The organism is Oryzisolibacter sp. LB2S, from assembly GCF_040732315.1.
Lineage (GTDB): Bacteria > Pseudomonadota > Gammaproteobacteria > Burkholderiales > Burkholderiaceae_C > Alicycliphilus > Alicycliphilus soli.
Genome location: NZ_CP160388.1, coordinates 2,083,424 through 2,097,068 on the forward strand (window position 1 = coordinate 2,083,424; position 13,645 = coordinate 2,097,068).

A 13,645-nucleotide genomic window follows, 5' to 3' on the forward strand; every position below is an offset into this window, starting at 1 on the left:
GCTCCATGGAATTCACCTTTACCCAAGACCAGATCGCGTTCCGCGATTCCGTCAGCCGCTTCTTGATGACCGAGGCGCCGCCCGAGCTGCTGCGGGAGATCTGGGAGACCGATGCCGGCCGCAGCCCGCAGCTGCGCGAGAAGATTGCCGAGCAGGGCCTCACGGGCCTGTCCGTGCCCGAGGCCGAGGGTGGCCTGGGTCTGGGCGACATCGACTGGGTCCTGATGACGCAGGAGCTGGGCTACTACGCCATCCCCGATTCGCTCACCGACGTGGCCTACATCGCCACCGGCATGCTCGCCGCCCTGCCCGAGGGCCACGCCGTGCGCAGCCAATGGCTGCCACGCGTGGTCGACGGCAGCGTGCGCATCGCCGTGGGCCACCCCATCAACCCCTGGGTGGCCGATGCCCATCTGGCCGACCTGCTGCTGCTGCCCCACGCCACGCCCGAGGGTCTGGAGCTGCACGCCGTGCCCGCCGACGCCGCACGCGTCACCACAGAGCGCAGCATCGACGCCTCGCGCCGCCTGTGCCAGGTGCAGTGGGAAGCGAGCAGCGCCACGCGCGTTGCCGACGGCAAGACCGGCCAGGCGCTGTGGGACGAGGCGCTCGAGCGCGGCGCGCTCTGCGTTGCCGGCCAGCTCGTGGGCCTGGCCCAGCGCATGCTGGACATGACGGTGGACTACGCCGGCCAGCGCAAGCAGTTTGGCAAGCCCATAGGCGCCTTCCAGGCCGTCAAGCACCATCTGGCCGATGTGTTCACGGCCATCGAGTTCGCCAAGCCCGTGCTCTACCGCGCGGCCCATGCGCTCGCGCACCGCGAGGACGGCCGCTCGGCGCGCGTGGCCCACGCCAAGCTGGTCTGCGGCGAGGCCGCGCTGCTGGCCGCGCGCAAGGGCATTCAGGTGCATGGCGCCATGGGCTACACCTGGGAGGTGGACCTGCAGATGTTCATGAAGCGCGCCTGGGCCCTGAACGCCGCCTGGGGCGACCGCGCCTTCCACCAGTCCCGCCTGACCGATGCCCTGCTCACGCAAGACGCCCTGCTCGGCCCCGGCGCCACCTTCAACACCGAATCCGTCTGACAAGGAGTGCCCAGATGGCCCTGCCCCAAGCCTATATCGTTGACGCACTGCGCTCGCCTACGGGCAAACGCAAGGGCTCGCTCGCCCATGTCCACGGCGCCGACCTGGGCGCGCATGTGATCCGCGCGCTGGTCGAGCGCAACGACATTCCCGCCGCCGAATACGACGACGTGATCTTCGGCTGCGTGGACACCATCGGCTCGCTCGCCGGCGACATCGCGCGCACCGCGTGGCTGGCCGCGGGCATGCCGCTCAACGTGCCCGGCACCACCGTGGACCGCCAGTGCGGCAGCTCGCAGCAGGCCATCCACTTCGCGGCCCAGGCGGTGATGAGCGGCACGCAGGACGTGGTGCTGGCCGGCGGCGTGCAGACCATGAGCGCCATTCCCATCTCCTCGGCCATGATTGCGGGCCAGCCGCTGGGCTTCACCACGCCGTTCGCGCAGAGCCAGGGCTGGCAGGCGCGCTTTGGCGACGCGCCGGTGAACCAGTTCTACGCCGCGCAGCGCATCGCCGACCACTGGGGCGCGAGCCGCGCCGACATGGAGGTGTTTGCCAAGCACAGCCACGACAAGGCGCTGAAGGCCATCGCAGAGGGGCGCTTCGACCGCGAGGTCGTGCCCTATGGTGACTTCAAGATGGACGAGACCGCGCGCCTGAGCACGCTGGAGAAGATGGCCACGCTCGAGCCCGTGGACCCCACCTACCCCAAGATCACGGCCGCCGTCTCGAGCTCCACCTGTGACGCGGCCGCCGCCGTGCTCGTGGTGTCCGAGGCCGCGCTCAAGCGCTACAACCTCAAGCCCCGCGCGCGCATCCACCACATGAGCGTGCGCGCCGACGACCCGATCTGGCACCTGACCGCCCCCATCCCGGCCACGGCCCATGCGCTCAAGAAGGCCGGCATGACCATGAACGACATCGACCTCGTGGAGATCAACGAGGCCTTCGCCTCGGTGGTCATGGCCTGGCTCAAGGAAACCGGCTACGACCCCGCGCGCACCAACGTCAACGGCGGCGCCATCGCCCTGGGCCACCCGCTGGGCGCCTCGGGCGCCAAGCTCATGACCACGCTGCTGCACGAGCTCGAGCGCACGGGCGGGCGCTACGGCCTGCAGACCATGTGCGAGGGCGGCGGTCAGGCCAACGTAACCATCATCGAGCGGCTGTAGCCCTCACCCCACCCTCTCCCGCCTGCGGGAGAGGGAGCAAACACCACACCGTGCCCAGGATCAGCACCATGACGGATCACATCGCCCCCAACCCTCAGCGCCGCCTGCTGCTGCAGGGCGCCGCAGGCAGCGCCGCCGGCGGCCTGGCCCTGCCCGGCCTGGCCGGTGCCAAGAACACAACCGCCGCGCCGCAGGACGCCACCGCCTGGGCGCAGCAGCTGCGCAGCGGCGAGGTCACGCCCCTCGAGGCGCTGGACGCGGCCATCGCCCGCGTCGAGGCCCTGCCCAAGCTCAACGCCGTGGTCATCCGCGACTTTGAGCGCGCGCGCGCGCAGGCACAGAAAATGTCCACGCTGGGCCGCGCCGAGCGCGCCCAGGCCACCAAGGCTGCGCCGCTGTGGGGCGTGCCCTTCCTGCTCAAGGACCTGGGCCAGTACCTGCAGGGCACGGTGACCACCAATGGCTGCGCCTTCTTCAAGGACGCCGTGGCCACGCACAGCACCACGCTGGTCGAGCGCTACCAGAAGGCGGGCCTGAACATCTTTGGCAAGACCGCATCGCCCGAGTTCGGCATGACGACGACCACCGAGTCGCGCCTGTACGGCGCCACGCCCAACCCCTGGAACGCGGCCCACACCACGGGCGGCTCCTCGGGCGGCACGGCCGCGGCGGTCGCGGCCGGCATCGTGCCGCTCGCGCACGCGAGCGACGGCGGCGGCTCCATCCGCATCCCGGCGGCGCATTGCGGACTGTTTGGCCTCAAGCCCAGCCGCGGCCGCGTGCCCGGCGGGCCGGACGTGCTCGAGGGCTCGATGGGCCTGTCGATCAACCACGCCATCAGCCGCAGCGTGCGCGACAGCGCCCTGCTGCTGGACCTGACGGCCGGCCCCGAGGCCGGCGCGCGCGTGCGCCCGCCGGGCGGCGCACCCGGCAGCTATCTGCAGGCGCTGCTGCAGCCGCCGCGCAAGCTGCGCATCGCCCTGTGGCGCAAGAACTACTTTGGCGTGCCCGTGCACCCCGACTGCCTCGCGGCCATGGACGCGGCCGCCAAGGCCTGCGCGGCCCTGGGCCACCAGCTTGAGGAAAAAATGCCCGAGCTGCCCGTGCAGGAGATCTACGGCGGCATGGGCGTCGCCATGGGCGCGTCCATGCTCCACACGATTGAGCGGCGCGAGAAGCTGCTCGGCCGCGCCGTGCGCGAGGACGAGATGGAGCCGCTGGACTGGGCCACGCTGCAACAGGCGAAGAAGGCCACGGCCCAGCAGCTCTACGCCGCGCGCCTGGGCTTTGACAAGGCGGGCCGGCTGATCGACGAGTTCTTCGCGGGCTATGACCTGATCCTCTCGCCCACCACGGCCGTGCCCGCGCAAAGGCTGGGCGTGCTGACGCTGGACCAGCCCTTCGAGAGCTATGCGCACGAGGCCATGAACTCGTCGGCCTTCACCTCGCTGTTCAACATCAGCGGCCACCCCGCCATGTCCGTGCCCGCGCACTGGACGGCCGACGGCCTGCCCGTGGGCGCGCATTTCGTCGCCCCCTACGGGCGCGAGGACCGCCTGCTGGGCCTGGCCGCGCAGCTCGAGCAGGCCATGCCCTGGGCGCAGCGCATGCCCGATCTCACCCCCTTCAAGGCCTGACCTGCCTCCTCTCCCTCTCCCCTCGCGGGAGAGGGTCGGGGAGAGGGGGCCGCCTACACCACCACCATTCAAGAACCCAAGGAACTCACATGGCAATCTGCACCCAACGCACCGTGGTCATCACCGGCGCCGGCGGCGGCCTGGGCCGCGCCTATGCGCTGGCGTTTGCGCAGGAGGGCGCAAACGTGGTCGTCAACGACATCCGCCAGGAGGCCGCCGAGGCCGTGGCCGATGAGGTCAAGGCCGCCGGCGGCCAGGCGATCGCGAACACCGGCGACATCACCACGCTGGCCGGCGCAGCGTCGATTCTGGACGCGGCCGTCACCGCCTTTGGCGACGTGCATGTGCTGGTCAACAACGCCGGCGTGCTGCGCGACCGCATGTTCCTGAGCCTCACCGAGGAGGACTGGGACACCGTGATGCGCGTGCACCTGCGCGGCCATTACTGCATGGGCAACACCTTCGGCCGCTACTGGCGCGACGAGAAGAAGGCCGGCAAGGCCGTGGACGCGCGCATCATCAACACCAGCTCGGGCGCGGGCCTGCAGGGCTCGATCGGCCAGAGCAACTACGCCGCGGCCAAGGCCGGCATTGCCGGGTTGACGCTGGTGCAGGCGGCCGAGCTGGCCCGCTACGGCATCACCGCCAACAGCCTGGCGCCGGCCGCGCGCACCTCCATGACCGAGGGCGCCATGCCCGACCTGGTGAAGAAGCCCGAGAGCGGCTTTGACGTCTGGGACCCGATGAACGTGGCCTCCATCGTCGTCTGGCTGGGCAGCCCGCTGTCGGCCCATGTGACGGGGCGCTGCTTCGAGGCCAAGGGCGGCGAGATCTCGGTGGCCGACGGCTGGCACACCGGCACCATTCGCGACAAGGGCGCACGCTGGGAGCCGGCCGAGCTCACGGCCGTGGTCGACGAGCTCATCGCCCAGGGCCCGGCACCGCAGAAGGTCTACGGTACCTGAGACGGGCGCCATGCCCACTCCCTCTCCCCCGTGGGGGAGAGGGCTGGGGTGAGGGGGTGCACCGGCGCCCGGCCGGCCACGCCAGCACCCTCACCCTGCCCTCTCCCGCACGTGGGAGAGGGAAAGACTACCCGGAGCCCCTTCATGGACTTGAACCTCAGCGAAGAACAACGCCTGATCGTCGACAGCGCCGCCGAATTCCTGGCCGCGCACAGCAGCAGCGAGCAGGTGCGCAAGGTCAGCGCCCAGCCCGGCGGATGGGACTCTGCCCTGTGGCAGGGCATGGCCGAGCTCGGCTGGTGCGGCATACACACACCCGAGGCCCATGGCGGCCTGGGCCTGGGTGTGGTGGAGCTAGCCCTCCTCATGGAGCAACAGGGCCGGCGCCTGGCCTGCGTGCCCTTCTTCGACGGCGTGGCCCTGGCCGCCACGGCGCTGACGGCGCTGGCCGATCAGCCCCAGGCCGCCGGCGCGCTGCAGCAACTTGCCAGCGGCGAACAGCGCCTTGCCCTGGCACTGCCGGCCGTGGACGCGCCACCGGCCGCGCGCGCCGTGCAGCAGGGCGACGGTTGGCGGCTCGACGGCCGCTGGCCCCAGGTGGGCTCGGCCCCCGTGGCCCAGCAGCTGCTGCTGCCCGCGCTGCAGGACGATGGCGACTGGGCCCTGTTTATGGTGCCGGCCGACGCGCCGGGCCTTCACATCACCGCCCAGCAGGCCGTGGACGCCACGCGCCTGCACGGCCTGGTCACCGCCGAAGGGCTGGTGCTGCGCGCCGCCCAGCACATTGCCCATGACGCGGCGCTGCAGGCCGTGCTGGCGCACACGCGCTGCGTGGCGGCGATAGCGCTGGCCGCAGAGCAGGTGGGCGTGGCGCAGCAGGCGCTCGATCTGTCGCTGGCCTACACGCTCGAGCGCCAGCAGTTCGAGAAACCCGTGGCCAGCTTTCAGGCCGTCAAGCACCGCGCGGGCCAGATGCTGGTGGCCGTGGAGACCGCGCGCTCGGCCGTCTATGGCGCGGCCTGCCTGGCCGACACGCAGCCGGCGCCCGAGGCACTCTTGCGCGCCGCCGCCCATGCCATCACCGAGGCCACCGACGCCGCCCTGTACTGCACGCGCGAATCCATACAGCTGCATGGCGGCGTGGGCTTTACCTGGGAGTACGACCCGCACCTGTTCTTCCGCCGCGCCCAGGCCAGCAGCCAGCGCCTGGCCGCGCCGCACTGGTGGCGCGAGCAGGTGGCGCGGCAGTTGCTTGATGCCCAGGCCATGAACGACTCCTGATTTCATAGCTATTTGCGCGTGACCACAAAGCGCTTTGGCCAGTTCATGAGACTCCTGGACTCCCGCCTTCGCGGGAATGACGGCGACCAGGAGCAGAGCGTTGATTGGGCAAACTGGCATAAAACCCACGCCAAACAAGCGCGAACAGCTATCAAATCCATAGAACCCTATCCCTTCACCAGGAGCTGACCCCATGAACCTGCACGAAACCGCCCAGGACCAGGCCTTCCGCGCCGAGGTGCGCGCCTGGATGGAGCAGCACCTGTGCGGTGAGTTCGCCCCGCTGCGCGGCGCCGCCGGCCTGAGCTCGCCCGACTACGACGCGCAACTCGCCAAGCGCTGGGAGCAGGAGCTCGCGCGCGGCGGCTGGACCGGCCTGGGCTGGCCCACGGAGCATGGCGGGCGCGACCTGCCGCTGGCGCAGCAAATCATCTTCCACGAGGAATATGTGCGCTGCGGCGGCCCGGGGCGCATAGGCCATATCGGAGAGACGCTGCTCGCCCCCACGCTCATGGCCTGGGGCACGCCCGAGCAGAAGGCGCGCTTTCTGCCCGGCGTGCTCGCGGGCACCGACTACTGGGCCCAGGGCTATTCCGAGCCCGGCGCGGGCTCGGACCTGGCCGGCGTGCGCACGCGCGCGCGGCTCGACGCCGAGCGCGGCGAATGGGTCATCGACGGGCAAAAGGTCTGGACCTCCTGGGCGCATGAATCCAACTGGATCTTCGTGCTCGCGCGCTGCGAGGACAGAAGGCCCGACCAGCCGCGCCACAAGGGCCTGGTGTTCCTGCTCGTGCCGCTCGATCAGCCGGGCGTGGAGGTACGCCCGATCCGCCAGATCACCGGTGGCAGCGAGTTCAACGAGGTGTTCTTCGACGGCGCGCGCACCGAGGCCGGCCTGCACCTGGGCGCGCCCGGCGACGGCTGGAAGGTGGCCATGTACCTGCTGGGCTGCGAGCGGGGCGCCTCCACGCTGGGCCAGCAGGCGCATTTCCGCGCCGAGCTGCAGGACGTGATCCGCGTGGCACAGGCCAACGGCGCCGCGCGCGACCCCGTGCTGCGCCAGCGCATTGCCCAGGCCGCGCTGGGCCTGGACACGCTGCGCAGCCACGCGCTGCGCACCAGCGGCGAGCAGGCCGACCCGCGCGCGGCCAGCGTGTCCAAGTACGCCTGGTCCAACTGGCGCCGCAGCCTGGGCGAACTGGCCATGGACGTGCTCGGCCCCGCGGCCGACCTTCAGGATGGCAACCCGCTGCACGACGGCCTGCGCCATGTCTGGCTGGGCAGCCGCGCCGACACGATTTATGCGGGCAGCAACGAGATCCAGCTCAACCTGATGGCCGAGCGGGCCCTCGGCATGCCGCGCTGAAGCGCCGGCCCATCGTCCTTGCGGACGATGCGCGCGCACGCGGCGGCCTTCACCATGTGGGCAGAACCAACGACTGGAACCCATGCCCATGAAGCCCTCCCCCGAATATGTTCCCGCGCACGGCCTGCTGCGCGGCAAGTCCGTCCTGATCACCGCCGCCGCCGGCGCCGGCATCGGCTTTTCCGCTGCCCAGCGCGCGGCCGAGGAAGGCTGCCGCTGCCTGGTGGTGTCCGACGTGCACGAACGCCGCCTGAACGAGGCCGTGGCCATGCTGCGCGAGAAGACCGGCCTGCAAGACGTGTATGGCCAGCTCTGCGACGTGAGCCAGCAGGCCCAGGTCGATGCGCTGATCCGTTTTGCCGAGGACAAGACCGGCGGCATCGACGTGCTCATCAACAACGCCGGCCTGGGCACGAGCCGGCGCCTCATCGACATGCCCGACGAGGAATGGCACAAGGTGCTGGACGTGACGCTGACCGGCACCTTCCGCATGACGCGCGCCGCGCTGCAGGTGATGCAGCCACGCGGACGTGGCGTGATCGTCAACAACGCCTCGGTGCTGGGCTGGCGCGCGCAGGTCGAGCAGGCGCATTACGCGGCCGCCAAGGCCGGCGTGATGGCGCTCACGCGCTGCGCCGCCATGGAGGCGGCCGAGTTCGGCGTGCGCATCAACGCCGTGGCGCCGTCGATCGCGATTCACGCCTTTCTGAAGAAGTCCGCATCCGAGGAGCTGCTCAACGAGCTCTCGGCCAAGGAGGCGTTCGGCCGCGGCGCCGAGCCCTGGGAGGTGGCCAACGTGATGATCATGCTGGCCAGCGACTACACCTCGTACATGACCGGCGAGGTGGTCTCCGTCAGCTCGCAGAGGGCTTGAACGATGGCGCAGGTTTTCAACTCCGCCGCCGCCGTGCAGGCCGCCGTGGGCCAGGATCTGGGCACGACCGACTGGCTCACCATCACGCAGGAGCGCATCGACACCTTTGCCGACGCCACGGGCGACCACCAGTGGATCCACGTGGACCCGGTGCGCGCCAAGGACGGGCCGTTCGGCAAGACCATTGCGCACGGCTACCTCACGCTGTCGCTGGCCAATTTGTTCCTGCCCCAGCTGCTGCAGTACGAGGGTCTGAAGATGGGCGTGAACTACGGCTGCGACAAGGTGCGCTTCCCCGCCCCCGTGCCCGTGGGCGCGCGCGTGCGCGGCCATGGCCTGGTGGTGGCCGCCGAGCCCGTCAAGGGCGACGGCGTGCAGGCCACGGTGCGCATCACCGTGCAGGTCGAAGGATCGGACAAGCCCGGCTGCGTGGTGGACACCATCAGCCGCCTGTTTTTCTAAATCATTCCCAGAAAGAGACATTCCATGAGCCAGAACCCGCAAGACGCCGTCATCGTCTCCACCGCCCGCACGCCCATAGGCAAGGCCTACCGCGGCGCCTTCAATGACACCGAGGCCCCGGTGCTCGGCGGCCATGTGATCCGCGCGGCGCTGGCCAAGGCCGGCGTGGACGGCAAGGATGTGGACGACGTCATCCTCGGCATTGCCGCCCAGCAGGGCACGCAGGGCTACAACCTGGGGCGCCTGTGCACCTACACGGCCGGCCTGCCCGAGAGCGTGGGCGGCATGGCGATCGACCGCATGTGCGCCTCGGGCCTGGTGAGCATCGCCACGGCCGCCAAGGGCATCATGACGGGCGAGATGGACATCGCCGTGGCCGGCGGCCTGGAGTCCATCTCCCTCGTGCAGAACAAGCACAAGAACAGCTACCGCGCCCAGTCCAAGGCGGTGCTGGCGGCCATGCCCACGGCCTACATCCAGATGATCGAGACGGCCGAGATCGTGAGCCGCCGCTACGACGTCTCGCGCGCCGCGCAGGACGAGTACTCGCTGCAAAGCCAGCAGCGCGTGGCCGCGGCCCAGGCCGCCGGGCTGTTTGCCGACGAGATCGTGCCGCTGACCACCAGCAAACTGCTGTTCGACAAGGAGGGTAACGAGACCGGCCGCGAGGAGGTCACGCTCGCTCAGGACGAGGGCAACCGCGCCAGCACCACGCTCGAGAGCCTGGCCGCGCTCAAGCCCGTGTGGAAGAACGGCCAGTGGGTGCCGCAGGGCGAGTTCATCACCGCGGGCAATGCCTCGCAGCTGTCCGACGGCGCCAGCGCCAGCGTGCTCATGAGCCGCGCCGAGGCGCAAAAACGCGGTCTCACGCCCCTGGGCACCTACCGTGGCCTGGCCGTCGCCGGCTGCGGCGCCGACGAGATGGGCATTGGCCCGGTGTTCGCCATCCCCAAGCTGCTCGCGCGCCACGGCCTGACCGTGGCCGACATCGGCCTGTGGGAGATCAACGAGGCCTTTGCCTGCCAGGTGCTCTACTGCCGCGACCAGCTGGGCATTCCCAACGACCGGCTCAACGTCAACGGCGGCGCGATTGCCATCGGCCACCCGTTCGGCATGTCGGGCGCGCGCCTGGTGGGCCATGCGCTGCTCGAGGGCCGCAGGCGCGGCGTGCGCTACGCCGTGGTGAGCATGTGCATCGGCGGCGGCATGGGGGCGGCAGGGTTGTTCGAACTGGTGTAAACCAGTACACCATTGTCGCGGCGCGAGGTCCGACCACCGTTAGACTTTCGCGTCCCCGTTTTTTTGCCGTCAGCTGCCCATGTCCGACCTTCCGCCGTCCTCCGGCACCGCAAGCAGTCCCATCACCCTGGACAGGTTCAGCCAGATTCTTGACAAGCTCTACGATGCAGCGCTGAACCCCGACGGCTGGGAAGGCTGCCTGGACGCCATTCGCGACGAGCTGGGCGGCAACTATGTGTCGCTCATCGTGCGCACCGTGACGGCCGAGGACACGGGGCTCATCGTCTCTGTCAGCAAGGACCGCCGGACCCTCGAACAGGTCACGCCCAACCTCAACGTCAGCCCGTTCACGGGTGTGCAGCCGGACCGGCTGGTGACGAATGCGGACGTGATCTCCGACAGCGAATGGCGCGCCTCGGCCTACTACCGCGACTGGTGCGCGCCGCATGGTGTCTACCACGTGATGGCGGCCGACATCGGCACGCGCGACGGCGAGGTCTATGGCTTTCGCGTCACGCGCAGCGAGCAGGATCCCCCCTTCGGCGAGGCCGAGAAGGACCTGGGCCGGCGCCTGATTCCGCACATCAAGCGCGCGCTCAATCTGCACCTGTCCATCCACCAGGACCGCAAGGTGCTCTCGCTCTACAGCCGGGCCATGGCGCAGCTGCTCGTGGGCGTGGTGGTGCTGGACAAGGACAGCAACGTCATCGAGTGCAATCCGGCCGCCAAGTCCATCCTGGACATGCAGGACGGGCTGCGCGTCGTGGGGCACCAGCTCGAGGCCACCTACGCCAACGACAACCGCAAGCTGCAGCGCATGATCAAGGACGCGCTCCAACCCACGGAGCAGAAAATGGGTCTGACCGAGGCCCTGTCCGTCAGCCGCCCCTCGGGCCAGCTCGCCTGGGGCGTGGTCGTGCAAAGCATCTCACCCGACGAGTGGACCGAGGGCAAGCAGCGCCCAGCCGTCGCCGTGTTCGTGCGCGACTCCGAGAGCAAGACCCAGCCGCCCGTCAAGCTAGCCCAGCAGCTCTTTCAGCTGACCCCGGCAGAGACCATGCTGGCCATACAGCTGGCCAATGGCATGTCGCTCGAAGAGGCCGCAGAGGCGCTCAACATCCGCCGCAACACGGCGCGTGCGCATCTGCGCTCCATCTTCTCCAAGACCGGCGTGCGCCGTCAGATGGAGCTGGTGCGCATCTTCCTCAACAGCGTCGCCTGGCTGGGCGCCAAGGATTGACTCGGGCCTGATCGACTCGGGTTGATTTGAGCCTTTCAGGCCTCCAGCGCCGCCCATCAAGCGCCGAAGGCTCCTTTTTTCATAGTGCAAACCAGCGCGGCGCACTACACCGTGCGCCCCGCATGGTGGCCGCTGTGCATGGCGCCCTCGATGTAGCCCAGCGCCGCGCTGTCGCCCAGGCGCCGCACCGGCACGCGGGTCAGCGCCTGCAGCTGTTCGGCCGCACCCGCGTCGGGCTCGGCGCCCAGGGCCAGCACCACGGAGTCGGCGTCGGTGCGCTGCTCCTGGCCCTTGCGGTCCAGCCAGACCACCTGCTTGCGCTCTATGCGCTGCACCTGGGCCTGCAGCTGCAGCTTGCCATGGGCCCGCACGGCCTCGAACACGCGCCAGCGGCGCACGATGGGCAGCTCCGTACCCGGATGCGTGCCGGGCTCGAGCACCGTGACCTCACGCCCGCGCGCCAGCAGAAACTCGGCCAGCTCCAGCCCCACGAGGCCACCACCAATGATGACCACGCGCTTGCCCAGGGGCATCCACAGCCTTGACAGGCTTTGCAGCGCGGCCGCGCTGTCGGTCACGCCCAGCATGCCGCCGGCCTTGAACAGCGCGCGCTCGGCCATGCTGAGCTTGGCCTTGGCCACCTCGTCGGCGCGGTCGCCCGTCATCAGGCGGCGCAGCTCGTCGCCGCTCCACACATGGTTTTGCTCCGCTCCCTCGATGGCCGGGGCCGCGCGCCGTGCGCCGGTGGCCACGAGGATCTCGTCGGGCTTGATCCGCTCGAGCAGCGCCGCATCCACCGTGGTGCCCAGAAGCACCTCGATGCGCGGGTGCTGCATCTGGCGCACCAGATAGTCGAGCAGGCGGCCGTTTTCCGGATAGGCCAGGCCGGCAAAGAACAGCGTGCCGCCCAGGCGGTCGCTGCGCTCGACCAGCGTCACACGGTGGCCGCGCAGTGCCGCCATGCGCGCGGCCTCCATGCCCGCGGGCCCGCCGCCGACGACGAGCACATGGCGCTGCGTTGCCGCCGGCGTGATGGGCGCCTCGTGCTCGTGACCGGTCTGCGCGTTCACGGCGCACTTGATGCCGCGGTTGACGAAGATCTCACTCACGCAGGCATAGCAGTAGATGCAGGGGCGGATGTCCTGCGCCCTGCCCTCGTGCAGCTTGTTGGGCAGGTCCGGGTCGGCCAGCAGCTTGCGGCCCATGGCGATGAAGTCCACGTCACCGGCCGCAATGGCCGCGGCGCCGGCCTCGGGCTCCACGCGACCGGCCACGATGATGGGCAGGCTCACCGCGCGTTTGAAGGCCCCGGCATAGTCCAGGTAGGCACCGGGCTGCTGGGGGATGGGCGCATCGGTGAAGTCGCTGCCGCAGGTCAGGCGCGCATAGGCCGAGACGCTGATGGCGTTCACGCCGAGCTGCTCGCACAGGCGCGCGCTCGAGAGCGCCTCCTCGAGCTCGATGCCGCCCGGCGTGTGCATCTCCTGCGCGTCCAGGCGCACCCAGATGGGATAGTCGGGGCCGACGCGCCGGCGCACCTCGGTGAGGATTTCACGCATCAGGCGCGAGCGGTTCTCGTAGCTGCCGCCGTAGCCGTCCTGGCGCTGGTTGAAGTACGGCGAGAGAAAGCCCGCGATGATGTAGTTGTGCGCGCAATGCACCTCGACCGCATCAAAGCCCGCCTGCTGCGCGCGCACCGCGGCCGCGGCATACCACTCAATCATCTGGGCGATGTCGGCCTCGTCCATCACGCGATAGCGGTCCGGATGCGGGCCCACGCCGACGAAGGTGGACAGCTCCTGCGGCGTGATGGTGCCCATGGACGCATTGGGCGGCAGCGCCGGCGGCACCGAGGGCACCCACATCTCACGCCCGTGCGCGCGGTCGTTGGCCGCCACCTTGCCGCTGTGGTTGATCTGAATCGCAGCCTTGGCGCCATGCGCATGAATGCGGCGCACCACCTCGGCCAGCGTGGGAATGAACTCGTCCTTGGAGATGCCGAGCTGATGCGGCTCGCTGGTGCCGCTGGGCCAGGACACGGCCGTCGTGCCCAGAATGACCAGGCCCGCGCCGCCGCGCGCGCGCGCCTCGTAGTAGGCCTGGGTACGCTCGGTGGCGTGCCCGTCCAGTCCACCGAAGTTCTCGCCCATGGGCGCCAGGGCGATGCGGTTGCGCAGTTCCAGCGAGCCGATGCGGCCGGGCTGGAGCAGGGAAGCGTAGGGGTTGGCCATGTGGGGATCTCTTGCTTATGAGTGACAGCTGCAGCCATTGTGGAAAAACCCCTGCGCGCAACATCGTCCATTTGGACGCATCCTGCGAGCATC

At 69.8% G+C, this 13,645-nt stretch carries 11 protein-coding genes; 10 read left to right on the forward strand and 1 reads right to left on the reverse strand.

Annotation, left to right across the window (positions count from 1 at the left end; all coding sequences use genetic code 11):
• Positions 1-5 precede the first annotated feature (5 nt).
• The 10 genes from ABUE11_RS09800 (at position 6) to ABUE11_RS09845 (ending at position 11,321) form a co-directional block, all read left to right on the forward strand.
• The gene (locus ABUE11_RS09800) at positions 6-1,085 is read left to right on the forward strand and encodes an acyl-CoA dehydrogenase family protein (protein ID WP_367065210.1); all 1,080 of its coding nucleotides are present in this window, start codon (positions 6-8) and stop codon (positions 1,083-1,085) included.
• A gap of 14 nt (positions 1,086-1,099) precedes the next feature.
• A complete protein-coding gene (locus ABUE11_RS09805; protein ID WP_367065211.1) occupies positions 1,100-2,257 on the forward strand; it encodes an acetyl-CoA C-acetyltransferase in 1,158 nt (385 codons plus the stop codon).
• Positions 2,258-2,325: 68 nt separating this feature from the next.
• Positions 2,326-3,894 carry an amidase gene (locus ABUE11_RS09810; protein ID WP_367065212.1) on the forward strand — a complete coding sequence of 523 codons (1,569 nt, stop codon included), beginning with the start codon at positions 2,326-2,328 and terminating at the stop codon, positions 3,892-3,894.
• An 89-nt stretch (positions 3,895-3,983) separates the two neighbouring features.
• A complete protein-coding gene (locus ABUE11_RS09815; protein WP_367065213.1) occupies positions 3,984-4,859 on the forward strand; it encodes an SDR family oxidoreductase in 876 nt (291 codons plus the stop codon).
• A 144-nt stretch (positions 4,860-5,003) separates the two neighbouring features.
• Positions 5,004-6,140: an acyl-CoA dehydrogenase family protein gene (locus ABUE11_RS09820; RefSeq protein WP_367065214.1), complete on the forward strand. Its 1,137-nt coding sequence runs from the start codon at positions 5,004-5,006 to the stop codon at positions 6,138-6,140.
• Positions 6,141-6,333: 193 nt separating this feature from the next.
• Entirely contained in the window at positions 6,334-7,506 is a 1,173-nt protein-coding gene (locus ABUE11_RS09825; protein ID WP_367065215.1) for an acyl-CoA dehydrogenase family protein, read from the forward strand.
• 88 nt (positions 7,507-7,594) lie between these two features.
• The gene (locus ABUE11_RS09830; protein WP_367065216.1) at positions 7,595-8,380 is read left to right on the forward strand and encodes an SDR family oxidoreductase; all 786 of its coding nucleotides are present in this window, start codon (positions 7,595-7,597) and stop codon (positions 8,378-8,380) included.
• A gap of 3 nt (positions 8,381-8,383) precedes the next feature.
• Positions 8,384-8,842, forward strand: a complete 459-nt coding sequence (locus ABUE11_RS09835) for a MaoC family dehydratase (RefSeq protein WP_367065217.1) — start codon at positions 8,384-8,386, stop codon at positions 8,840-8,842.
• A 24-nt stretch (positions 8,843-8,866) separates the two neighbouring features.
• Complete coding sequence (locus ABUE11_RS09840) at positions 8,867-10,081, forward strand: acetyl-CoA C-acyltransferase (protein ID WP_367065218.1); 1,215 nt, start codon at positions 8,867-8,869, stop codon at positions 10,079-10,081.
• 79 nt (positions 10,082-10,160) lie between these two features.
• Positions 10,161-11,321: a helix-turn-helix transcriptional regulator gene (locus tag ABUE11_RS09845; protein ID WP_367065219.1), complete on the forward strand. Its 1,161-nt coding sequence runs from the start codon at positions 10,161-10,163 to the stop codon at positions 11,319-11,321.
• Between the two features lie 104 nt (positions 11,322-11,425).
• On the opposite strand, the gene ABUE11_RS09850 is transcribed toward ABUE11_RS09845, so the two are convergent.
• The gene (locus ABUE11_RS09850; RefSeq protein ID WP_367065220.1) at positions 11,426-13,552 is read right to left on the reverse strand and encodes an FAD-dependent oxidoreductase; all 2,127 of its coding nucleotides are present in this window, start codon (positions 13,550-13,552) and stop codon (positions 11,426-11,428) included.
• Between the last annotated feature and the right edge of the window lie 93 nt (positions 13,553-13,645).

What these genes read in the sequence shown, in the direction of transcription:
- ABUE11_RS09805 (WP_367065211.1), top strand. Translation starts at nt 1,100, where the DNA reads ATGGCCCTGCCCCAAGCCTATATCGTTGACGCACTGCGCTCGCCTACG.
- ABUE11_RS09830 (WP_367065216.1), top strand. Translation starts at nt 7,595, where the DNA reads ATGAAGCCCTCCCCCGAATATGTTCCCGCGCACGGCCTGCTGCGCGGC.
- ABUE11_RS09845 (WP_367065219.1), top strand. Translation starts at nt 10,161, where the DNA reads ATGTCCGACCTTCCGCCGTCCTCCGGCACCGCAAGCAGTCCCATCACC.
- ABUE11_RS09800 (WP_367065210.1), top strand. Translation starts at nt 6, where the DNA reads ATGGAATTCACCTTTACCCAAGACCAGATCGCGTTCCGCGATTCCGTC.
- ABUE11_RS09820 (WP_367065214.1), top strand. Translation starts at nt 5,004, where the DNA reads ATGGACTTGAACCTCAGCGAAGAACAACGCCTGATCGTCGACAGCGCC.
- ABUE11_RS09810 (WP_367065212.1), top strand. Translation starts at nt 2,326, where the DNA reads ATGACGGATCACATCGCCCCCAACCCTCAGCGCCGCCTGCTGCTGCAG.
- ABUE11_RS09825 (WP_367065215.1), top strand. Translation starts at nt 6,334, where the DNA reads ATGAACCTGCACGAAACCGCCCAGGACCAGGCCTTCCGCGCCGAGGTG.
- ABUE11_RS09850 (WP_367065220.1), bottom strand. Translation starts at nt 13,552, where the DNA reads ATGGCCAACCCCTACGCTTCCCTGCTCCAGCCCGGCCGCATCGGCTCG.
- ABUE11_RS09815 (WP_367065213.1), top strand. Translation starts at nt 3,984, where the DNA reads ATGGCAATCTGCACCCAACGCACCGTGGTCATCACCGGCGCCGGCGGC.
- ABUE11_RS09835 (WP_367065217.1), top strand. Translation starts at nt 8,384, where the DNA reads ATGGCGCAGGTTTTCAACTCCGCCGCCGCCGTGCAGGCCGCCGTGGGC.
- ABUE11_RS09840 (WP_367065218.1), top strand. Translation starts at nt 8,867, where the DNA reads ATGAGCCAGAACCCGCAAGACGCCGTCATCGTCTCCACCGCCCGCACG.